This is a genomic window from Thalassospira sp. ABD4_177 (genome assembly GCF_056160125.1).
This window is the reverse complement of sequence record NZ_JBSWWO010000001.1, coordinates 1334261-1357200: the sequence shown is the minus strand read 5'-3', so window position 1 is coordinate 1357200 and position 22940 is coordinate 1334261. Positions and strand designations below refer to the sequence as shown.

Genomic DNA, 22940 nt, shown 5'->3' with positions numbered 1-22940 from the left:
ATACTTCGATAAATGTGTAATATAACGTTATCTTAAATGGCGAAGAAAAAGAGGCTTACGAAACTCATGATGCAATTTAAGATCGTACATACAATTGCCGCAGCACTATGTATATTCTCGACATCTGCACTTGCAAATCAATGGTCTACAAGCTCGTCAAAAGATCAAATGACCGGTAAAACTCAGGCTTACGCGTCAAGTTCCAGAGTCGGGCCAACAAAAGACTTCGACTTTCCATACCACAACGTCGAAGGTTGGCTTGGGTTTGGGTGCGATGGGAAAGATGAATGGGCATACATTGGCTTTACAGAAGCACCAAACCTTACTGACACCCGACCGAGAAACGGTGGGTATAGCACTTTTTCGACGAGAGTCAGATGGGATCAAGCCGTCGAAAAGGTAGACATGTTGCAAGAATGGGGAAGCAAGTTCTTGCATTTCTCCAAAGATAAAACAGCGATAACGAAGATCGCTGGCAGCCAGACTCTTCTTTTAGAACTCAATTGGTACGGCCAAAGCCCTGCATATTTCGAGTTTTCACTGGTCGGCTCCACAAAAGCTATCAATGACGCTCGTCGCTTATGCTCAGGAAACTAAAAGCTTAAGTTTTTGCTTCGTGTGACAAGCACAAAAAACCCGGCCAGATGGCCGGTTTTTTTGTGAAAGTCTGATCGGGCTTAGATGATGTAGTGAATGCCGCACTCGGTCTTGTCCTGTCCGGCCCAACGCCCGGCACGGACATCGGTCGTGTTGGGATCAACACGTTCGGTGCAGGGCATGCACCCGATGGACAGGAAACCTTCGGCCTGCAGCGGATGACGCGGCAGCGCACGGTGCTCAAAGATATCGTCGATATCCTCGCGCTTGTAGCCCGCCAGCGGATTGATCTTGATCCGCGACCCTGCCGGTTCGACCACCGGAAGAGCATCACGCTCCCCACCATGGAAGCGCTTGCGTCCGGTCAGCCAGGCGTCATAGCCCTCAAGCGCGCGCTGAAGCGGCTCCACCTTGCGCAGGTAGCAACATTTCGGCACATCAGATGCGAACAGCATCCCGTTGGGGTCTTCGGCTTTCAGCTTTTCCTCGTCCGGGCGCATGATCTTGATATTGGTCAGGCCCAGTTGATCCACCAGCTGTTCGCGATAAGTGTGCGTTTCACCAAACAACTTGCGCGTATCAAGGAAAATGATCGGCAGGTTAGGGTCCACTTCCGCAACCAGTGCCAGAAGTGCCGCGGCCTCTGTCCCGAAGGACGAGGTCATGGTAATGCGACCGTTGAATTCCTGATGCACCATCGGCTCGATCAGTGACACACCCTGAAGGTGTCCATATTGATCGAGTAAACGGGCTGCACGATCTGTGGCTTCCTCAACCGACATGGAACCGCCGGTGACGATGTCTTCTTCACGCATGACATTCATGGCAGCCACCTCCGCTGATCGATATATTCATCGGTCTTGCGCAGCAGGGTCTGCATGTCAGCCCCGTCGGCTTTCCATTTTTCCCGCTGTTTGGACAGCTCTTGCAAGCGTTTGTCCCAGCTTGGCACCAACCATTTTTCAAGCGCACGACGAATGCGACCGGCAAGCCGCGGACTATGTCCGTTGGTCGATACTGTGATCATCAGATCGCCGCGCTGAATGCGCGCGGGCGACGAAAAATCACAATATTGCTTTACGTCCTCAACGTTGGAAATCGTCCCGACAGCCTTGGCCGTTAATGCCAGCTCAGCGGCCTTTTTCATATCAAGGTCGATGATAAACATGATCGAGGCGGCGTTAATATCAGCCGAATTCGGCAGATAACGCTGCAACCGGTCACCAGCCTGCTCGGCCAGTTCGGGTATCGGGTCTTCTGAATAGACGGTGACGTATTTTGCCCCATCACCGTCAAACTGGCGCAAACGGTTCAGGGTGGCCTGACCGTTGCCGACCAAAGCGACCGAAAGTCGCGTCAGGTCCAGATTGATGGGAAACATCGTCGATCCTCTAATGCGGGTTTCTCTCTATTACCCATCACTATGAGTGTGGATATTAAATTATTCAATACATTTTTTATGTGTTTTATAATCAAACAACACTAAATATGAGTATTTATTAAATCACCCAGCGTTGATCCATCCACCCCGGATTTTCCGTAAAGCTTTTCCTGCAATTTTTGCAAAATCACCCTATATTGGGCCCAATTTCAAAAACACGTCCGCCAGAAGATACCGTCAAGAGAGCGTCCAGATGTCCAGCAGTGCCGCACCCGCCCTGTCCGAAGTCAGCCTTTCGCAACCACAAGCCAACAGAAATGTCGCCATCTGGTTGTTTTCCTGTACGGCGATGGTATTCATCATGGTGGTGATCGGGGGCCTGACGCGCCTGACGGAATCCGGGCTTTCGATTGTGGAATGGCGGCCTTTCACCGGCATCATCCCGCCGATGAATGAAGCGGACTGGCAGGCGCTTTACATCAAATACAGCCAGTATCCCGAATTTCAGAAAATCAATGCCTGGATGTCAGTCGAAGATTTCAAATCGATCTTCTGGCTGGAATTCATCCACCGCCTTTGGGGACGCTTGATTGGGGTAGTGTTCTTCGTGCCATTCGTCTGGTTCCTGGTCAAGAAATCGATTGATCGCGCCACCAAGTGGAAGCTCTGGGGACTTTTCATTCTCGGCGGTCTACAGGGCCTGATGGGCTGGTACATGGTGATGAGCGGTCTGGTTGATCGCCCCGATGTCAGCCAGTATCGTCTGACCGCGCATTTCGGACTGGCGCTGGTGATTTTCATCGCCCTGCTTTGGGTCGGCCTGCAGCAATTGACCCCGCGCAGCCTATCAACTGGCTCATCAAAACGCGCATGGCAGTTATTGGGCCTCATCGTGTTTACAGCCCTGTCGGGTGGATTTGTCGCCGGTCTTAATGCCGGGCATGTCTACAACACCTTCCCCCTGATGGATGGTCAACTGATCCCGGACGGGCTTTATGTCTTTGATCCGACGTGGCTGGCGCCATTTGAAGACCACATGACCGTGCAGTGGGATCACCGCTGGCTCGCGAAACTGACCTTTGTCATGGTGCTGGTCTTTTGGTGGTCTGCTGGCAAATGGGGCCTTGATGCCAAGCAACGCTTTGCCACCCATCTGGTTCTGGCGGCGGCCTGCGTGCAGGTTGCCCTTGGCATTTCGACGCTTCTGAGTGTTGTCTGGTTGCCGCTTGGTGTGGCGCATCAGGCGGGCGCGGTAGTCCTTGTTGGGTCGGTGACTTATTCGGCTTACAAACTTCGTCGCCGTCCCTAATCTCAAGTGCCTCAAACTATGCTTGGTCGCAATCACTGAACTGAATAGTGCCCAGCAGTGCCTTGGCAACCAAATCAAGCATCTGCCGTGCTTCTCGGACGGCTGCGCTCTCATGTATTTGCTCTATTTCATGAAAACTTATAGGGCTACTTTCCTCGCCCTTACAAGCTTCCTGAATACCAGCCATCGCTCTTTCAACTGTATCCTGTAATAACTTTTGAACTGCTTCTTCTGGCAATGATTTGGTAGCACTCCCAATACCTATGATGCGCGACTCAAGTGACGGGCACTCATGTGCATGCACCAATCGGTGTCATTCTAGTAGCCTTCTAGCAAATGTTTTTTTGAAACTTCTTTGAAAAGACTTTCTTTGATCTTTGACTTCGAACCCACAATCGGCTCCAACAAGCGCAAGAAACTTCAAGAGCTTTGTCGTCCGATCCTGAACTATGTATAGCTCACCAGTTCTCAAGCTTTGACTATGCATTGCCCAAGCTTGAATTAAATGCTGTCCCGATTCTTTCAGGACCTTTCTATAGAGAGGTATGTATTGATAGGCTAAAATTCGATCAGTTATCTGAGAAATTTCGTCAAGTAACACAACCCAATACTTATCAAGCGTCCGAAAGTTATTGGCAGCGTTTTTTTTCCGACACTCTTTTCAGCAGTTCACCAGCGGTTTCAGCTGAAGGTAGCATTCCCGGATGCGCTTCACATGCATCAGAAACAATGCCCGCCACCTTGTTTGCCAAACCCAACGCAACATCAGCATCCAAAGGCGGCAGCTCTTCACTTTCAGCGCTTTTTTCGCCTGAACCTCGCCGATTGTTTTGATTTCTCATTGTTCGGTTGCCATTCATCTACGTCAAAAATTGCTAATCCTCTGCCCGGTGCAGGGCCTTGCGGATGCGGTGCATGGCGAACCAGATCGCGCCGAGGACGAGCGGCACGGCAACGCCCGTGGCAACCCGGTCGTTGATCGGAACACCAGTATCCTTGATCGCCTTGAACAGATAGCCCAGAAGCCCCACCGCGTAGTAGGTGATGGCGGCAACCGACAGTCCCTCGACGGTTTGTTGCAGGCGAAGCTGCAATTTCACCCGGCGGTCCATGCTGGCAAGCAGGTCGCGGTTTTGTGCCTCAAGCAGGATATCAACGCGGGTTCGCAGCAGGTTATTGGCCCGCGCGACACGTTTCGAGAGAACCTCCAACCGGTCCCCGATATTCTGGCAAGTCCGCATGGCCGGCGCCAAGCGGCGCTCCAAAAACTCGGCAATGGTTTGCATGCCCTCAATCCGTTCTTCGCGCAACTCACCCAGGCGTGCCTGCACGATCCGGTAATAGGCCCGCGCCGCACTGAAGCGGTAATTAAGCGATGCCGCCATCTCCTCAGTCTGGGCGGCCAGATCGGTCAGTTTTGCCAATGTTTCTTCATCATTGGTTTGGCTCTTGCTGGCCATCTCGGCGGTAATTTCCGACAGGCGCGTATCGATTTCCGAGACCTTTGGCGTCGCATCGTGCGCCAGCGGAAAGGCCAATAACGCCATCATGCGATAGACTTCAATTTCCTTGAGACGCTGCACCAGACGCCCGGCCTGAAGCTGTTCCAGACCACAATCCCTGATCAGGATCCGGCCAAACCCGTCGCCATGCAGTCGAAAATCCGTCCAGACCTGTGCGGTGCCGCCGAGGATCCGGCTGCCGGTCAGGCCATTATGGTCAAACAGCCTTGAAAGCTCCTCGTCTCCGCACTCAGACTTGTCGACAACAATGTGCAAGCCAACCAGCAATTGGCCCGGCGTTGCATCAAGCCAGTCACGCGGCACCAGATTGATCACCGGGTCTTCAAACGGGTTTTCAAACGGTTCAGTCCGCTTGAAGACATAGACCGTGAATTCGGCGTGGCGTTCCCAGATCACCGAAAAGCCGTCACAAGCAGCTTCAAAATATTTCTGATCCGGGGCGGGCGGTGTCAGACTATAACGATTGCAAAATGCCGTGAAATGATCGCGCACATCCTGATCAAGATCCTCGCCCGTTTGAAAGGCAAGGCAGGAACATCGCGCCGGGCTGGTCACGCCACCAAACGGTCGGGCGTGAATTTCATTATGAAGGGCGACGCGTTGGGGATGTTCGACAAACATTGCCACGGGCTTTCATAATTGGTTATTGCAGTCTATATAAACCACTCGGGCGATTGCTTTGGCTGGGGTCAGTACCCTGTGCCCGAACAAGTACCTGTATAGGCGAAAGTCGACGGCACCAGAAACCCTAAATTGAGTAAGGGAAAATACTGCCTCAACTTTTATGTCATGCCGGGAAAGACATTTTCTCTGGCCGAATAATCCCGGCCCCAAGGAGGTTCCATGACCGATCTTCGCACCACCGACAATCTGTTTTTCGCCAAGGGCGATCTTGATCGCGACCGGCTTGAATCACAGGTCAATGATGCGCTTGGCACGGCTGAAGACGGCGAACTTTTCCTTGAATACCGCCAATCTGAAAGCCTTGTCTGGGATGATGGCCGCCTGCGCAGCGCGAACTTTGACACCGCACAGGGCTTTGGTCTGCGTGCTGTGGCCGATGAAGCCACTGCCTTTTCACATTCCAATGAACTGTCCAATGACGCGGTTGCGCGCGCGGCCGAAACCGTCAAAGCGGTTGGATCGGGCCGTTCGGGCAAGGTCGATCTTGGATCAATTGGCACCAATGTGTCGCTTTATTCCGATGTGAACCCGTTGGGTGAAGCAACCTTTGAAGCCAAGGTCGATCTGCTGGCTCAGATTGATGCCTATGCCCGGTCACGGGATCCACGCGTTGTGCAGGTTTCGGCATCGATTTCTGGCAATTGGCAGGCCGTACAGATCTGGCGTTCCGGCGGACAGCGCATTGGCGATATTCGCCCGCTTGTACGCTTCAATGTTTCGGTCGTCGTCAAACAGGGCGATCGCATGGAAACCGGTTCGCACGGCGAAGGTGGCCGTATCGGTTATGACGGGTTCTTTGATGAAAAGACCTGGAAGAAGGCGGTTGATGAATCACTTCGTCAGGCGGTTGTGAACCTTGATTCGGTTGCCGCCCCCGCCGGTGAAATGACCGTGGTGCTTGGTCCGGGCTGGCCCGGCATTCTTTTGCACGAAGCTATTGGCCACGGGCTTGAAGGCGACTTTAACCGTAAGGGCACGTCTGCCTTTGCCGGGCTTCTGGGCCAGCGGATCGCATCGCCGGGTGTCACGGTTGTCGATGACGGCACCATTCATGATCGCCGTGGGTCGCTTTCGATTGATGACGAAGGCACACCGACCCAGCAAACTGTCCTGATCGAGGACGGTATCCTCAAGGGCTTCATGCAGGATCGCCTCAACGCCCGTCTGACCGGGGTAAAATCCACCGGCAACGGACGCCGTCAGTCCTATGCCCATGCCCCGATGCCACGCATGACCAACACCTATATGCTCGGTGGGGACAAGGAACCGGAAGAAATTCTCGCATCCGTCAAGAACGGCATCTATGCCGTCAACTTCGGCGGTGGGCAGGTCGATATTACGTCGGGCAAGTTCGTGTTCTCAGCCTCAGAAGCCTATCTCATCGAAGACGGCAAGCTTGGCGCACCGGTCAAGGGCGCGACCCTGATCGGCAATGGACCGGACAGCCTGACCAAGGTTTCGATGGTGGGGAATGATATGGAACTCGATAACGGCATCGGGACCTGCGGTAAGGATGGCCAGGGCGTTCCGGTTGGCGTCGGGCAACCGACCTTGCGCATTGATGGTCTGACAGTTGGCGGCACTGTGGTATAACCCTGAGTGCCCTACGGATAGGAAACATACTACCTTATGATAATTTTATTATTCTCAAGGTTAAAAAACCTATCCTCGGCCAGTCGCACACACCAGCCTGCCGAATGGCTATCCCTTGGATTTTAAAGACCATAGTCTGATTGGATACGTTCCAAACAGGTTATGGTCGCCAATCGGGTTTCGTCACCAACCTTTGCCCGTGACAGTCTTTCGAGACGGCAACTGCCATAACCTGCCAATGGTAGGAAAACAGTTTGAAGACAGGCATATGGCAGTACGTGACGGCGTCGGTGATGACGGGCGTGACGGTGCTTGCAATCGGAATGGCCGAAGCCCGCGCACAGCAAAGTATTGATGTGCGAACCGATGAGGCGCGCCAGTTCTCGGAAGATTTCGAACGACTGACCGACGTTACCGCACGGGCTAATTTCCTGATGCGGACAGACGATGGCGGCGACATCACCTATGCCGATATCCTTGCAAATCCCGACGACATTGTTCTGAACTTCCGCTGGGCAAAGGCGCAATTGGCGCGCGGTGAGGTTCGCGGTGCATCGGCAACGCTTGAACGTATCCTGGTGCTTGATCCTGATCTTGCACCAGTACGCCTCTATTACGCGATTGTGCTCTATCGCCTCGATAGCCTTGATGAGGCCCGCACCCAGTTCGAGCGCCTGCTTCTGATGGATATCTCGCCAGAGGTCGAAAGCAACATTCAACAATATGTCAGCGCGATCGAGCGCCGCCGAAAGCGTTTGTCGCAAAGCGTAACCCTGACGCTGGGAAGCCAGGTTGACAGTAACCGCAATTCTGCCCCGAATAACAAGATCCAGCTTCTGACCGGCACCCCGACTGCCATCACCTCAAGCCCTGACAAGCCCAATAACGACGTCGCCTATATCGGGGCGCTTCGCTATGACATCAGTTACGACCTTGGTTATCAGGAAGGCCACGAAGTCTTTGCTGCTGTAACCGGCTATGGCAGTGATCAGGTACAACTTGACGCGCTTGATCTTGGCTCGTTCTCGGTTGATGTCGGTGCACGCATTCGCGGCGGATACTGGATGCTGACCCCGACAGTCAGCCAGACCGCCCAGTCGCTTTCGCGCGAAAAATATCTGACCGCCAGAACTGGCCGCCTGCGCCTGGACTGGAACCTCCGCCCGTTCTTTAACCTAAATGGTGCGGTCAGCTATTCTGATGAACGCTATCAGAACACCTCTGAATCAAGCGCGCTTCGCCTGCATTCCGGCCAAAGGTACGGGGCGCGGGTTGGCGGAAACTATAGCTGGTCGCCAAACAACCGCACGACGGTAAACCTGTCTGCCGGGATGAAGGATGCTGCCAGAAACTATTACAGTTACAATAGCTTGAGCGGCGAGCTGATCCATGCTTATCTGTTTGGTGGGGGAAGTTATATTAGCGGCAGCATCCGCTATGGCGTGGACCAGTACCGCGATCCGGATTTCCTGACGACCGGGAATTCACCACAACACCGGACGGATCGCACGATACGGACACGCCTGACATATGGTGCACCGCTATCAACGATATTGCCGACCGACTTGTTTGGGGATAGCGCAACGGCAAATCAGATACTTGGCTTTCTCGCACCAATCAACTGGTCGATTACGGGCGAATATCTGAACACAAATTCAAATATTCCCAACTATGAATACCATAACGCCCGTGCACAGATATTTCTGACACGCCGCTGGGAGTTCTAGTGATGCAGATGGCCACAATTTCGCCCCTGACTTCTATGAAATCGATCCGACGACTGACGGCAACAGCATTGCTGTGCGTGCCATTTCTAGCCGCCACGTCGCTGATCGCCCCGCAATCGGCGCAGGCAGAAGTGCAGGCCGAAATGGCCGGTGTCTCGGCTGCTGTAACCGGTGAAATTACGCTCGCCAAAGTGACTGGCGAAGTGGGTGTGCTAGTTGAAAGCGGCATGCCGGTTTACCTGGGTGATCGCATCAGGACATCGGCCGGTGCGGGTATGCAAGTTCTTCTGCTGGATGAGACCGTCTTTACCATCGGCCCGAACAGCGACATAGCCATTGATGAATTCGTTTATGACCCAGAAACTGGCGACGGACGGATTGTTGCCGACATGGCCAAGGGCGTCATGCGCTTTGTTACCGGTAAAATTCCGCTCAACAATCCGTCTAGCATGGATGTGAACCTGCCAGTTGGTTCAATCGGCATTCGCGGCACCATCGGCCTGATCCGTTCGATGACGGCCGAACAGGCAAACCAGATCGTGCCGGGCAGCTTTGATACATCCACCCCGAATGCTGCTGATCAAACAGTGTTCATGGCGGTCAATCAGGGGCCGGGCCTGTCACGTAATGATACAACATCACGCCCCGGTGCCTTTGCCGCCTTTAACCAGAATGGCGACTCACAAAGTGTCACAGGCGAAAATTTTGGCGTATTTGTTTCGGGCAATACCGTCACCCAACCAACCCGTTTCCCAACCGGCGCGGCAACGTTTGATTTTTCCACCAGTGTTATACGCACCGCATCACGTGGCAGCGACGCCTCAGGCTCTGGAACCACAGGTGCATCAACGTCCGGATCGTCCAGCGGTCTACAGCCGGTTGTTACGCGTCAGCAAACCGGACAAGCACAAACCCAGACCGGATCATCCGGCGCGCAGGCGATCAATGTCGCCATGGCGCAAATTGGAACGATCAACAGTGCGTCAAACGTCTCGGAAACCACTTCGATCCTGAACAATAATCTGGTCGACAACACCAATAATTCCGGGAATTCATCAGGCCCGTTTACCTACGATGGCCTTCGCGACGTAGTAAGTGGTAGCGCAACCACAGGCACCATCAACATTGACGGTGCCAACGTTGACTACAGTTTCAGTTCAACGGTGGATTACGCGAACCGCACAGTTGCAATCCAGTTTACAAATGTTCAGGTCGATGACGCAGGTTTGATCGGTTCCGCAGGGATCCTTGACGGAAGTTACAATCCAACAACCTTCGACTATTCAAGCACGTCGGGGAATGTTGAGTTTGCAAGTGGTGACTTCACCTATGATCCCAACTGCACGTCAATGGGATGTAGTGGGACGGCCAAGTTTACAGACGCCTATAATGTAGAGTTCAACATGTCGACCAGTGGCTACTCTTCCGGCACCGATGGCACCGCAACGCTAAACTAGTTCTGGCGGACAAGGTGAATGCACCACGTGATGCGCCTCAAAAAATCCAGTCTTTTGGCCGGTCTGCAATACATTATTCCACTGACCATCCTGTTCGCCTGCATCGTTGTGCGCTGGCAGAATGTGCCAGTCATCGATCAATTACGTCTTACGGTTTTCGATCTTTATCAGCAGATTTCCCCACGAGATTTTGACGATGTCGGTGTGCGTATCGTTGATATTGATGAGCGCAGCTTGGCAAGCGAAGGCCAATGGCCTTGGCCGCGCACGAAGCTCTCGGAGTTGCTCTATCGACTGCGCGCCAATGGTGCGGCTGTTGTCGGCTTTGACATGGTTTTTGCCGAGCCGGACCGTACATCGCCATCACGTGTGATCAAAGACTGGCCATCAGGCCCGGAGAATGATCGCATCGCGGAAATGGCCGAAGCTCTGCCAGATCACGATCAACTGTTCGCCCAGTTCATTCGGGGTACTGGCAATGTGATCACGGCCATTCAGCTGCGCAACGGGACGTTTGAAACCCTGCCCCGTCAGGTTGGCAATTTCAGTGCGGCAGGCGAGGCCGGGCGGAAGCTTTCGGATTTCGTCCCGGTATTGCCAAGTGCGGCCAAGAACCTTGATGTGATCGAGGGTGCGGCAACCGGCAACGCGTTGGTCAATGTTTCACCCGGACAGGATGGAATTGTGCGTCGGGTGCCCTTGCTGGCAGCGATTGATCATGAGCAACCTGTCATTGGCAAGCCGGTCTATCCGACCCTGACACTTGAAATGCTGCGGGTTTTGCAAAATGCGCCCAAGACAATGTTGGTGCGCATGTCGGGCGCCAGTGGCAGCACGCGTTGGACCAGCTCGGAAGGCATTGCCTCTGTGCGCGTTGGTGCCGTGACCATCCCGACCGATCATGCCGGCAGTATGTGGGTCCATTTCACCGGCCACCAGAAAGACCGGTACTTGTCCGCAACCGATATCTTGGACGGGACGGTTGGCGCGGAAATCTTGCAGAACAAAATGGTTCTGCTGGGAACCAGTGCGGCGGGTTTGCTTGATTTGCGCTCCACGCCACTTGATCGGGTGATCCCCGGGGTCGAAGTCCATGCCGAGATGCTCGAACAGATGCTGCTGGAGCATTTCCTGACCCGCCCTTATTGGGCGGCCGAAATCGAGATGCTCGTCCTTTTGATCGTTGGTATCTTCTTTGTTCTGACCGTTCCACGTCTGGGGGCAGTGTGGCCGGCGGTGATCGGGTTTGCATTTGCGACCAGTGCAATTGGTATTTCCTGGTGGGCCTATACGCAGCAACTGGTTCTGATTGATCCGCTTTATCCTATTGTCGGGTTGGCGGCCGTGTATCTTGCCACCAGCTCCCTTGGTTTCATGCGGACAGAGGGCGAACGCCGGCAGGTGCGCGCGGCTTTTGCCAACTATCTCTCCCCTGCCCTTGTAGAGCAACTGGCCGAGCACCCGGAACGACTGAAACTGGGCGGGGAAACCCGCGATCTGACCTTGATGTTTTGCGATGTTCGCGGATTTACCGCGATCTCGGAAGGTTTCAAATCCAATCCGCAAGGCTTGACCCGTCTGATCAACCGGCTACTGACCCCGCTGACCGAATGCATCCTCGATCGGGAAGGCACGATTGATAAATATATGGGCGACTGCATCATGGCGTTCTGGAATGCGCCGCTTGATGTTGAAAACCATGCCCATCATGCCTGTGACAGTGCCCTTGCCATGCGAAGCGCCCTGAAACAACTGAACGATGCCCGAAGACTTGAGGCCGAGCAGGCCAATGAGAGTTTCCTGCCGCTGAATGTCGGTATCGGGATCAATTGTGGCGATTGCCTTGTTGGCAATATGGGATCGGATCAACGGTTTGATTATTCCGTGCTGGGCGATGCGGTCAATCTCGCCTCCCGCCTGGAAGGCCAGTCAAAGAATTACGGCGTCGATGTTGTCCTGGGCGAGGATGTCGCCAAACGGGTCAGTGACGATTTTGCGATCATTGAGTTGGATCTGATTGCGGTCAAAGGCAAAAGCGAAGCAGTGCATATTTTTGCACTGCTTGGCGATACCAACATGGCGTCGACACCTGCATTCAAAACCTTTGGTGACTTGCATGCAGCGATGCTTGTGGCCTATCGCAGCCAACATTGGGAAGAGGCACAAGGGTTGATCGAACAATGCCGGAGTTCTGCGCGCGAGTTTGCATCACTTGAAGGCCTCTATGACCTGTACGCTGAACGCATTGCACTGTTCAAAGAAACCCCGCCCCCGGCCGATTGGGATGGTGTGTTTATCGCCACCAGCAAATAGCCGACTTGCCAAGCGCGCAAATTCCAAACACTCTTGGCTAACCACCAAGCACGCCATTTTGCATCGCAAAGGGCTTTTGCTCGATCCCGTTGAGGCCCCAATGAACTTTTCATCTGACAATGTCACACCAATCTGTCCGGAAATCCTTGCCGCCATCGCGGCCGAAAGCGATGCCAGTGCGCTTCCCTATGGCGCGGATAACAAAAGCCAACAGCTTGATGACGCCTTTTCAAAACTGTTCGGGATAGATGTTTGCGTTGTCCCAGTTGCCACCGGGACGGCAGCCAATGTGATCGGACTTTCGGGACTGGTGTCGCCATTTGGCGGTGTGGTTTGTCATCACGAGGCCCATATCAATGTTACCGAATCAACCGGCGTCGCGTTTTATGGCGACGGGGCCAAACTGCTGGGCATGGATGGCCCATCGGCAAAAATCGAGGCGGACGCACTTGATGCCTATTTGAACAACCATGTTCGAAACGGCATGCATTCGGTTGACCCCGAATGTGTTGCGATTACGCAAAGTACCGAGTTCGGAACGGTGTACAGCGTGGACGAAATTCAGGCGATTGGATCGGTTTGCCAGAAACACGATATGCGACTGTTCATGGATGGGGCACGCTTCGCCAACGCCGTTGCGGCGCTAAATTGCCATCCCTCCGAAATCACATGGAAGGCCGGCGTTGACGCTTTAAGCTTTGGCGCCACCAAGAACGGCGCGTTGGCGGTAGATGCGATCATTCTGTTTGATCCTGAACTCCGGCGCAAAACCGAACAAAACCGCAAACGCGGCGGTCATCTGTTTTCCAAGCACCGCTATCTCGCAGCACAGCTTCTGGCGTATCTTGAGGATGATCTTTGGCTGCGAAATGCCCGCCATGCCAACGCGGCGGCACAAGCCCTTGCCAAATCGCTATCAAGCTTGGGCGCAACGCCGGCCTTTGCCCCGCAAGGCAATGAGCTGTTTATTCACATGGAAGATCGACTGGCTGCAAAGCTGCGAGATGCAGGCATCGTGTTTCGCCCATGGCCATCGCTTGGCCCGGATGCCTATCGGTTTGTCTGCGCATGGAACAGCCCGATTGAAATGATCAAAGCCCTGCCAGACACCATTGGTCAATAACACGGGCTTGCCATCTCAATCGATTGCGTGTGATACCCACGCCCCTGATGCCACCCAAAATGACGAGTTCTAAGATGAATTTTGCCTCGGACAACGTATCGCCCTTTTGCCCGGAAGTACTTGAAGCCCTGACAAAAGATGCGTCTGCCAACGCCCCGGCCTATGGCAGCGACGATATCAGCCAGCAACTCGATGCGGCCTTTTCCGAACTGTTTGGCAAGGACGTTGCCGTTATCCCGGTGGCAACCGGCACCGCGGCAAACTGCATCAGCCTGTCCGCCCTTGTGTCCCCCTATGGCGGGGTCGTATGCCATCACGAGGCCCACATCAATGAGGATGAAAGCACGGGCGTTGCCTTCTTTACCGGCGGCGCAAAGCTTTTGCCGATGGATGGTCCGGCAGCCAAGCTGGAGGCAGGCGATCTTGATGCCTTTATCTCCGGCCTTGTTGATCGCGGTGTGCATTCTGTCGCGCCGGAATGTGTGGCGATTACGCAGGCAACCGAGCTGGGGGCGGTTTATTCCGTCGATGAGGTCGCGGCGATTGGCGACGACTGTCGCAAGCATGACCTGCGCCTGTTTATGGATGGTGCGCGCTTTGCCAATGCGATGGCCCATCTGAAATGCCATCCGGCGGATGTCACCTGGAAAGCCGGGGTCGATGCCATCAGTTTCGGTGCGACCAAAAACGGGGCGATGGCGGTCGATGCGATTGTTCTTTTTGATACCAGCCTGAAAGCCCGGGTCGAGCAGGCCCGCAAACGCAGCGGCCATTTGCATTCCAAGCATCGCTATCTGGCAACCCAGCTTCTGGCCTATATCAAGGATGATGTCTGGCTGAAAAATGCCGCCCATGCCAACGACGCCGCAAAAGCGCTTGCCGACGTTCTGATCTCGCAAGGTGCAGAACTGACCCATGCGGCAGAGGGGAATGAGCTATTTGTCAAAATGGCACCGGAACTGGCGGGCAATCTGCGCGATGCCGGCCTGATGTTCCATGGCTGGCCATCGCTTGGTGCGGATGTTTATCGATTTGTTGCCGCCTGGAACACGGATATCGTGCAAATAACCAAACTCAAAACCACCTTAGGGTAGAAAATCACCTGTAAAGCCAGGGTGAAATCCAACGAATCATTATGTTTCAATAAGATATGAATCGTTTGAAAGCACATTTCAAACACGTGATTTACCGATTTCACCCGCCGAGCTTTGAAAAAAATGCACAGCTGCCCCGACGAAAGTGGATAGTGAATTTCATAAAAATAACAAACACTTGACTTAAATTCATCATTTCGGCCCCTGCCCCGCCTACGTAAAATCCCGCAGGAACCGTTGACGATACGTAGAAACCCTGATTACTTTCCCTCGTCGATTGCCAACATTCATACCTGTTGGATCGGGTAAACCTCGTCCGATGCAAAAAGCACTGTCAAACGTGACTGGATCAATGTCACGCAGACAGCATTGATTTGTTCGGACCAGCCTTGAGGGAGGCATTTAATGAAAGCGAATTTCGTCAAAGTGGCACTTGGTGCAGGCCTGCTTGCAGCCACCGCACTTGCTGCTCCGACTGCCGCTTCGGCAAAAACCCTGGTATATTGCTCGGAAGGAAGCCCGGAAGGCTTTAACCCTGCGCTGTACAGCGCCGGCACGACCTTCGATGCGTCATCGAAGAACGTCTTCAATCGCTTGGTTGAGTTCAAACGCGGCACGACCACGATCGTTCCGGGTCTTGCGACCAGCTGGGACGTTTCCGCCGATGGTTTGGAATATACCTTCAACCTGCGTGAAGGCGTTAAGTACCACGACACCGAAGATTTCACCCCGACCCGTGATTTCAACGCAGACGACGTGGTCTTCAGCTTCAAACGTATGTGGGACGAAAACCACCCCTATCACGCTGTTTCGGGTGGCTCCTATTCGTACTTTGAATCCATGTCCATGCCGAGCCTGATCAAGGACATTGTCAAGGTCGACGACTACACCGTCAAATTTGTTCTGAACCGTCCGGAAGCGCCATTCATTGCCAACATGGCCATGGACTTCGCGTCGATCATGTCGGCGGAATACGCTGACACCATGATGGAAGCCGGCACACCGGAAAATGTTGACCTGAACCCGGTCGGTACTGGCCCGTTCCAGCTGGTGGCATACCAGAAAGATGCGGTTATTCGCTACAAAGCAAATCCGGACTACTGGATGGGCGAAGCACCGATTGACAACCTGATCTTTGCCATCACCCCGGACAGCACCGTTCGCTACCAGAAGCTTAAAGCTGGCGAATGCCATGTTATGCCATTCCCCAACCCGGCTGACCTGGAAGCAATGGAAGCAGACGCCGACATCAACCTGCTGAGCCAGGAAGGTCTGAACGTTGGTTATCTGGGTTACAACACCCAGAAAGAACCGTTCACCGATCCGAAGGTTCGTAAAGCACTGAACATGGCGATCAATAAGGACGCCATCATCGAAGGTGTTTATCAGGGTGCCGGTTCTGCCGCGAAAAACCCGCTTCCGCCGACCATCTGGTCTTACAACAACGACACCGTTGACGATCCGTATGATCCGGAAGCAGCCAAAGCCATGCTGGCAGAAGCTGGTTATCCGGACGGCTTCACCACCGACATCTGGGCCATGCCGGTTCAGCGTCCTTACAACCCGAACGCACGCCGTATGGCTGAACTCGTTCAGGCTGACTGGGCAGCGATTGGTGTGAATGCCGAAATCGTTTCCTACGAGTGGGGCGAATACCTTGAGCGCACCAAAAAAGGTGAACAGGGTACCTTCATGCTCGGCTGGACCGGTGACAACGGCGACCCCGACAACTTCCTGGCAGTCCTTCTGGGTTGTGATGCAGTTGGTCAGGCAAACCGTGCACAGTGGTGCAATGACGAGTTTGAAAACCTGATTCAGCAGGCAAAAACCACGTCGGACGTTCTCGAGCGTACCCGTCTGTACGAGGAAGCACAGGTCGTCTTCAAACGTGAAGCACCGTGGGCAACCATCGCACACTCGATCGTTTTCGAGCCGGTTCGCAACGAAGTTGTTGACTACAAGATCGATCCGTTCGGTGGTCACATCTTCTATGGTGTAGATCTCGCTGAGTAAGCGCACCAAAATCTAGTCAGAGAGGCCCGGTTTTCCGGGCCTCTTTGCAGTTTCGTAAAAGAGAGAGACATCCGGACGGATCAACCGCCCGGAGATAAAAAGGCCCGATGGCATGCTAGGATTCCTGTTTCGCCGTTTGGGGGACATCATCCCGACCTTCTTCGGTGTCACCCTTCTGGTATTTTTCCTGATCCGCCTTATTCCCGGCGACCCAATTTTGATGTTGGCCGGTGAACGCGGTGTCGATGCGGAAAGATACGCAGAACTTCAGGCACAATACGGCTTTGACCAGCCGATAATTGTCCAGTATTTCGATTACCTGATGGGTGTTTTCCAGGGCGATCTTGGTAAATCCTTTGTTACCAAAAAACCGGTTATCGATGAATTCCTGACGCTCTTCCCGGCAACAGTCGAGTTGGCCCTGATGGGCATCCTGTTTGCAGTCATACTCGGCATTCCACTGGGCGTTCTTGCCGCGATCAACCGTGGCAAATGGATTGATCACCTGACGATGTCGATTTCCCTTACCGGGTATTCGATGCCGATCTTCTGGTGGGCGCTTCTTTTGATCATGTTCTTTTCGACCAGCTTGGGCTGGACGCCGGTCTCCGGGCGCCTGTCAGTCATGTATTTCTTTGAACCGGTCACCGGTTTCATGCTGATCGACAGCCTGTTAAGTGGCGAAAAAGGAGCTTTTTCCAGCGCCGTTAGCCACCTGATCCTGCCCACCATTGCCTTGGGCACCATCCCGATGGCGGTGATTGCCCGTATGACGCGCTCCTCAATGCTTGAAGTGCTGGGCGAGGAATATATCCGCGTTGCCCGCGCCAAAGGTCTGGCCCCGATCCGCGTCATTATGGTGCATGCCCTGCGCAATGCCCTGATCCCGGTGATCACCGTGATTGGCCTGCAGGTCGGTGTGCTGCTGGCGGGTGCCATCCTGACCGAGACGATTTTCTCGTGGCCGGGCATTGGCAAATGGATCATCGAAGCCATGAACCGGCGCGACTATCCGACCATTCAGGGCGGCATTCTGATGATTGCCTTCCTCGTCATGGCTGTGAACCTGATCGTTGATCTGCTGTACGGGATTGTGAATCCCCGTATCCGGTATAAGCGTTAAGGGAGCTGCGAAAGATGAGCGAGAATACCACCCCGTCCGCAGTCCCGGCACCCAATACTGCCGAAGCAGCCGTTGAGCCAATCGGCGCACCGCCGAGCCCGCTGCGCGAAACCTGGGACTATTTCAAAAAGAACCGCGGCGCATTCGCCGGTCTGATCGTCATTGCGATCATTCTGTTTCTGGCCCTGACCGCCCAGTGGATTGCACCGTTTGATCCGATCGCACAGGACCGTACCGCGTTCCTGAAACCGCCCATCTGGATGGAAGGTGCCGATCCCCGTTACATTCTAGGTACCGATGCGGTGGGTCGTGACATCCTGTCGCGCCTGATCCATGGCGCCCAGTTGTCGGTTTCGATCGGTGTGGCGGTTGTCATCCTGTCGATGATTTCGGGCATCGTGCTTGGCATGGTTGCCGGTTACTTCCGCGGCTGGGTTGAAGTCGGCGTCATGCGCCTGATGGACATCATGCTGGCCCTGCCCAGCCTGATCATGGCGCTTGCGATTGTTGCCATCCTCGGCCCGGGTCTTGAAAATGCCATGCTGGCGATCGCGATTGTCCAGTTGCCGCACTATGTGCGTCTGACCCGTGCGTCGGTTGTATCCGAACTCAACAAGGAATATGTCATCGCATCGCAGATTGCCGGTGCCGGTCATATCCGCCAGATGTTCGTCAATATCCTGCCGAACTGCATGGCCCCGCTGATCGTTCAGGGTACGCTGGGTATTTCGAGTGCGATCCTTGACGCTGCCGCCCTTGGCTTCCTTGGCCTTGGTGCGCAGCCGCCGCTGCCGGAATGGGGCACCATGCTGTCCGAAGCCCGTGAATTCGTGGGTTCGGCTTGGTGGGTGATAACCTTCCCCGGCCTTTGCATCCTTGTCACCGTGCTTGCCTTCAACCTGATGGGTGATGGCCTGCGCGATGCCCTTGATCCCAAGATGAAACGGTAAGTCATGGCTCTTCTCGAAGTAAAAAACCTGACAGTCGAGTTCGGCTCCGAAGACAAGCCGTTTCGTGCTGTTGATTCCGTAAGCTATTCCGTTGATCGCGGTGAAGTGCTTGGCATCGTCGGTGAATCGGGCTCGGGCAAGTCGGTGTCATCGCTTGCTGTCATGGGTCTGATCGATTTTCCCGGTCGCGTGAGTGCAGATGCCCTGACCTTTGATGGTCAGGATCTTCTGAACATGCCGGCCAAACGTCGCCGCGAGATCACGGGCAAAGACATTGCCATGATCTTTCAGGATCCGATGTCGGCCCTTAACCCGTGCTTCACGGTCGAAGCCCAGATCATGGAGGCCCTTAAGGTCCATGAGGGCGGCAACAAGAAGCAGCGCCGTGAACGCACGCTTGATCTGCTTAATCAGGTCGGCATTCCCGACCCGAAGTCGCGCATGACGGCCTATCCGCATCAGCTTTCCGGCGGCATGAGCCAGCGTATCGTCATTGCCATGGCGATTGCGTGCAACCCGCGCCTTCTGATTGCCGATGAACCGACCACGGCCCTGGATGTCACCATTCAGGCCCAGATCATCGACCTGTTGCTGAAGCTTCAGGAAGACAGCGATATGGGTCTTTTGCTGATCACCCATGATCTGGCACTGGTGTCGGAAGCCGCCAACCGTATTCAGGTCATGTATGCCGGTCAGCTGTTTGAAAGTGGCCCGGCTGACAGCATCTTCGCCGCACCACGCCACCCCTATACCCAGGCGTTGCTCGAAGCCCTGCCGGAACGTTCCGAAGGCCATGACAGGCTTCGGACCATCCCCGGCGTGGTTCCCGGTCAATATGACCGCCCGGCAGGTTGCCTGCTGGCACCGCGTTGCCGTTATGCCAATGAAAGCTGTGTTAAGGCGCGCCCGGAAGTTTCCGACTTCAAGGGCCGCGATGTGCGCTGCTTCTATCCGCTAAATGATCAGGGCCAGCCGACTGGCATGACCACCGGGGAGACTGTGTAATGAGTTTTCTGGATGCCAAACCCGGTGTTCCGCTTCTGGAATCCGATGATCTTGTCCGCCACTACGAAGTTAATCGTGGCCTGGGCAAACCCAATGCCGCCGTCAAGGCACTTGATGGCGTGTCCTTCACACTCGAAGCACAAAAGACCCTTGCGGTTGTCGGTGAATCTGGCTGCGGGAAATCGACGCTTGGCCGTCAGCTGACCCTGATTGAAAAGCCGACCTCGGGCGCGCTCAAACTCAACGGCAACGAAGTCGGCGACCTGTCTGACAAGGAAGCCAAGCAGTTCCGCCGTACGGTTCAGATGATCTTCCAGAACCCCTACGGGTCGCTGAACCCGCGTAAAAAGGTCGGGCAGATCCTGGCCGAGCCGGTTCTTCTGAACATGGATAGCCTGGGCCGCAAGGAGCGCGAAGAACGCGTGCGTGCCACCATGGCGAAAGTTGGTTTGCGCCCGGAATTCTATCAGCGTTATCCGCATATGTTTTCCGGTGGCCAGCGTCAGCGTATCGCCATCGCGCGCGCCCTGATCCTTGAACCGAAAGTCATCGTTGCTGACGAGCCGGTTTCAGCCCTTGACGTTTCGGTGCAGGCACAGGTTCTCAACCTGATGATGGACCTGCAGGAAGAAATGAATGTCGCCTATGTTTTCATCTCGCATGATCTTTCTGTCGTCAGACATATTGCAGATGACGTCTTGGTAATGTATCTCGGTCGCGTCGCTGAAAAGGGACCGACTGACGAAATCTTTGCCAAGCCGCTGCACCCTTACACGCGGGCGCTTCTGGCATCGGCACCAAAGATCGATCCGACACAACGTGTGAAGGCAGAGCCACTGACGGGCGAACTGCCATCACCGATCAACCCGCCATCGGGCTGTGCGTTCCATAAACGCTGCCCGTTCGCAACCGAGGAATGCGCAAAAGTCCGCCCGGAACTGCGCAATTTCGAGGGCCGCGAAGTGGCGTGTCATCGGGTCGAAGAAATCGCCTGACAACAGGCGATCGCCCGGAGGGCCTAAAAGGTTTTCCAGGTAGACAAGGGAGCAAGGGGGCGCGCTTTTCACAAAGCTGCGCCCCTGCGCACTTCTGGATGAATGTTTCTGAAACTAGGCCGCCGTCCGTGACCGGTCGGTCAGCGCCAGCAAGACACCAGCCCCGACCAGAAGCGATCCTGATACACGATTAAGAACACGCATATGGCGTGCTGACTTGATCAAACCTTTGACCTGCCCGCCCAACAGCCCGTAGCCCAGCAAAACGCTGACTTCCATCGTAATGAAGGTCACGCCCATGACCAGGAACTGCTGGCCATAGGCCTCAGTCGGATCAAGGAACTGCGGGAAGAAAGCGGTAAAAATCAGGATCGCCTTCGGATTGCCCACCGCAGTGAGGAACTCCGTCTTGGCGAGCTTGAAGGGCCCCGGGTTTTCCATCAGGGCCATCTGACCTGCAACGTTCCCGTCATCGTTAACCTTGGCAAACCAGCTTTTGATACCAAGCCATACCAGATAAACCGCCCCGCCCCATTTAATTACAAAGAAGGCCGTTTCACTGGCGGCAAGCACAACACCAAGCCCGGCAGCCGTGATCGAGATCATCAGGATAAACGCCACAACACGGCCAATACCACCCACGGCCGCAGACGACACGCCATAACGCGCACCATTAAAGATTGCGAGAAGGTTATTGGGGCCGGGCGCCATCGCCAATGCGATTGCCGCCCCGGCAAACAGAAGCCAGGTATCGAACTGCATGGGGCAAATCCTGTATTTCGGGGTAGCGCAAGAATTGGCACTGCCAACTCTCGGTTGGTGTCAGGACGATATCGCCCGAGAATCAGTCACGCGTCAATGCCGTAATCATCTCAGACGCCGCTGGCCATTTTGCGCTCAGCGCCGCGCGTTTGCCCATCGAGAAATCGGCAAAATCAAAGCCCGGCGCAACGGTACAGCCCAGAAGCGCAAACTTGGCCCCCGGCTTAAGGCGCGCACCCTGCCAAACATTTTTGGGCACGATCATTTGTGGCTTTTGCCCCGCCAGCAGATCCTTGCCAATTTCCACCTTCCGATGCGTGCCATCTTCAAACAGCTGAAGCTGCTCGACCGCATCGCCGAGATAGTGATGGAAAATCTCGTCACTGGTCAGGATATGCATGCCCGAAAAGGTATCAGGCGTCAGGAGATAATAGATCGCGGTCCCCGTGCTGCGCACACCAAGATACCGGTTACCGGGATTACAGGTTTCAAACGCCCGGAACGTCTCGGCGTAATAGCCGCCTTCTGGATGCGGTTGCAGGTCAAGCTTGGCGATCAAATCGTCGATGGTGATTTCGTCTGACATGATGGGCTCCCTGTAACCACGTCGTTTGTTTTGCCCATCATGACGAAAAAAGGGGGACGGCGCAAACCATCCCCCTTTTTGATATTCCAGAACAACGAACTCTTAGTTGCTGTTCATTTTCATCTTGCCTTCGCCGTGGCCTGAACCATGTCCACTCTCATCATGTTTCATGTTGCCATGGTTCATGCCAGCGCCACCTTTCGGGCCCATGGACATGGTGTTGAGCACATCAATGGTCACCGGCACGTCACCAGCTTTTTCAAACTCAAGCGTGATGTCGATTTTCTGACCTTCTTCAAGCGCCTCGTTCAGGCCAATGAACATGACGTGATAGCCACCCGGTTTGAAATTAACCGTCCCGTGCATCGGCACTTCAACACCGCCCTGCACTTCACGCATTTTCATGACGTTGTTTTCCATGATGTGGGTATGCAGTTCGGTGCGATCCGAAAGATCACTGCGCACACCAACAATACGATCCATACCGCCATGGTTTACGACATCAAAGAAGGCCGCGCCATTGCGTACCATGCCCTTGGATGCCTTGGCCCAGGCATCCTTGATTTCGATATCGGCCGCAAAGGCGTTGGTGACGACGAACAGCGACGCCAGGGTCGCAACAATTGCAAAAAGCTTTTTCATGATGGTCCATCCTTCAAGCAGCCTGTGTGCAGGTCTGCGATTTCAGTAATCGTGTTTTGATTG

At 54.5% G+C, this 22940-nt stretch carries 21 protein-coding genes; 13 read left to right on the top strand and 8 right to left on the bottom strand.

The window, feature by feature from the left end; translation table 11 throughout:
* The first annotated feature begins 36 nt into the window (after positions 1-36).
* Positions 37-597: a hypothetical protein gene (locus tag ACXAF0_RS06200; RefSeq protein WP_475344889.1), complete on the top strand. Its 561-nt coding sequence runs from the start codon at positions 37-39 to the stop codon at positions 595-597.
* A gap of 80 nt (positions 598-677) precedes the next feature.
* Here the strand turns inward: ACXAF0_RS06200 and ACXAF0_RS06195 are convergent, their stop codons facing one another.
* Together ACXAF0_RS06195 and ACXAF0_RS06190 are read right to left on the bottom strand one after the other, a co-directional pair.
* The gene (locus tag ACXAF0_RS06195) at positions 678-1421 is read right to left on the bottom strand and encodes a phosphoadenylyl-sulfate reductase (protein ID WP_475344888.1); all 744 of its coding nucleotides are present in this window, start codon (positions 1419-1421) and stop codon (positions 678-680) included.
* Positions 1418-1978, bottom strand: a complete 561-nt coding sequence (locus tag ACXAF0_RS06190) for a precorrin-2 dehydrogenase/sirohydrochlorin ferrochelatase family protein (protein WP_475344887.1) — start codon at positions 1976-1978, stop codon at positions 1418-1420. The genes ACXAF0_RS06195 and ACXAF0_RS06190 overlap by 4 nt, the downstream gene beginning before the upstream one ends.
* Before the next feature lie 253 nt (positions 1979-2231).
* Between ACXAF0_RS06190 and ACXAF0_RS06185 the strand changes: the two genes are divergently transcribed.
* Positions 2232-3287, top strand: a complete 1056-nt coding sequence (locus tag ACXAF0_RS06185) for a COX15/CtaA family protein (RefSeq protein ID WP_475344886.1) — start codon at positions 2232-2234, stop codon at positions 3285-3287.
* Positions 3288-3303: 16 nt separating this feature from the next.
* On the opposite strand, the gene ACXAF0_RS06180 is transcribed toward ACXAF0_RS06185, so the two are convergent.
* The 3 genes from ACXAF0_RS06180 to ACXAF0_RS06170 all read right to left on the bottom strand — a co-directional run bounded on the left by ACXAF0_RS06180 (position 3304) and on the right by ACXAF0_RS06170 (position 5431).
* Positions 3304-3525, bottom strand: coding sequence for a hypothetical protein (locus ACXAF0_RS06180; protein ID WP_475344883.1), 222 nt, complete (start codon positions 3523-3525; stop codon positions 3304-3306).
* A gap of 391 nt (positions 3526-3916) precedes the next feature.
* On the bottom strand, positions 3917-4129 hold the full coding sequence (locus tag ACXAF0_RS06175) for a hypothetical protein (RefSeq protein WP_475344880.1): 213 nt from the start codon (positions 4127-4129) through the stop codon (positions 3917-3919).
* A 33-nt stretch (positions 4130-4162) separates the two neighbouring features.
* A complete protein-coding gene (locus ACXAF0_RS06170) occupies positions 4163-5431 on the bottom strand; it encodes a DUF3422 family protein (protein WP_475346229.1) in 1269 nt (422 codons plus the stop codon).
* Between the two features lie 222 nt (positions 5432-5653).
* Here ACXAF0_RS06170 and tldD point away from each other — a divergent pair, with 222 nt between their 5' ends.
* The 11 genes from tldD to ACXAF0_RS06115 all read left to right on the top strand — a co-directional run bounded on the left by tldD (position 5654) and on the right by ACXAF0_RS06115 (position 20887).
* Entirely contained in the window at positions 5654-7087 is a 1434-nt protein-coding gene (tldD, locus tag ACXAF0_RS06165) for a metalloprotease TldD (protein ID WP_475344877.1), read from the top strand.
* 254 nt (positions 7088-7341) lie between these two features.
* The gene (locus ACXAF0_RS06160; RefSeq protein ID WP_475344874.1) at positions 7342-8814 is read left to right on the top strand and encodes a hypothetical protein; all 1473 of its coding nucleotides are present in this window, start codon (positions 7342-7344) and stop codon (positions 8812-8814) included.
* 2 nt (positions 8815-8816) lie between these two features.
* On the top strand, positions 8817-10271 hold the full coding sequence (locus ACXAF0_RS06155) for a FecR family protein (protein ID WP_475344871.1): 1455 nt from the start codon (positions 8817-8819) through the stop codon (positions 10269-10271).
* 30 nt (positions 10272-10301) lie between these two features.
* Positions 10302-12584 carry a CHASE2 domain-containing protein gene (locus ACXAF0_RS06150; protein ID WP_475346228.1) on the top strand — a complete coding sequence of 761 codons (2283 nt, stop codon included), beginning with the start codon at positions 10302-10304 and terminating at the stop codon, positions 12582-12584.
* Positions 12585-12684: 100 nt separating this feature from the next.
* Positions 12685-13707: a threonine aldolase family protein gene (locus ACXAF0_RS06145; RefSeq protein WP_475344868.1), complete on the top strand. Its 1023-nt coding sequence runs from the start codon at positions 12685-12687 to the stop codon at positions 13705-13707.
* A 59-nt stretch (positions 13708-13766) separates the two neighbouring features.
* Positions 13767-14801, top strand: a complete 1035-nt coding sequence (locus ACXAF0_RS06140; RefSeq protein WP_475344866.1) for a threonine aldolase family protein — start codon at positions 13767-13769, stop codon at positions 14799-14801.
* A 405-nt stretch (positions 14802-15206) separates the two neighbouring features.
* The gene (locus ACXAF0_RS06135) at positions 15207-16814 is read left to right on the top strand and encodes an ABC transporter substrate-binding protein (protein ID WP_475344863.1); all 1608 of its coding nucleotides are present in this window, start codon (positions 15207-15209) and stop codon (positions 16812-16814) included.
* Positions 16815-16926: 112 nt separating this feature from the next.
* Positions 16927-17937, top strand: coding sequence for an ABC transporter permease subunit (locus ACXAF0_RS06130; protein WP_475344860.1), 1011 nt, complete (start codon positions 16927-16929; stop codon positions 17935-17937).
* A gap of 14 nt (positions 17938-17951) precedes the next feature.
* Complete coding sequence (locus tag ACXAF0_RS06125) at positions 17952-18887, top strand: ABC transporter permease subunit (protein ID WP_475344858.1); 936 nt, start codon at positions 17952-17954, stop codon at positions 18885-18887.
* A gap of 3 nt (positions 18888-18890) precedes the next feature.
* Positions 18891-19892: a dipeptide ABC transporter ATP-binding protein gene (gene dppD / locus ACXAF0_RS06120; RefSeq protein WP_475344855.1), complete on the top strand. Its 1002-nt coding sequence runs from the start codon at positions 18891-18893 to the stop codon at positions 19890-19892.
* Positions 19892-20887, top strand: coding sequence for a peptide ABC transporter ATP-binding protein (locus tag ACXAF0_RS06115; protein ID WP_475344851.1), 996 nt, complete (start codon positions 19892-19894; stop codon positions 20885-20887). Before dppD ends, ACXAF0_RS06115 begins: the two co-directional genes overlap by 1 nt.
* Before the next feature lie 114 nt (positions 20888-21001).
* Here the strand turns inward: ACXAF0_RS06115 and ACXAF0_RS06110 are convergent, their stop codons facing one another.
* The 3 genes from ACXAF0_RS06110 to ACXAF0_RS06100 all read right to left on the bottom strand — a co-directional run bounded on the left by ACXAF0_RS06110 (position 21002) and on the right by ACXAF0_RS06100 (position 22877).
* The gene (locus tag ACXAF0_RS06110; RefSeq protein WP_475344849.1) at positions 21002-21649 is read right to left on the bottom strand and encodes a LysE family translocator; all 648 of its coding nucleotides are present in this window, start codon (positions 21647-21649) and stop codon (positions 21002-21004) included.
* Positions 21650-21731: 82 nt separating this feature from the next.
* Positions 21732-22235: a cupin domain-containing protein gene (locus ACXAF0_RS06105; protein WP_475344847.1), complete on the bottom strand. Its 504-nt coding sequence runs from the start codon at positions 22233-22235 to the stop codon at positions 21732-21734.
* Positions 22236-22337: 102 nt separating this feature from the next.
* Positions 22338-22877 (bottom strand): copper chaperone PCu(A)C, encoded by a 540-nt coding sequence (locus ACXAF0_RS06100; RefSeq protein WP_475344846.1) that lies wholly within the window; start codon positions 22875-22877, stop codon positions 22338-22340.
* Between the last annotated feature and the right edge of the window lie 63 nt (positions 22878-22940).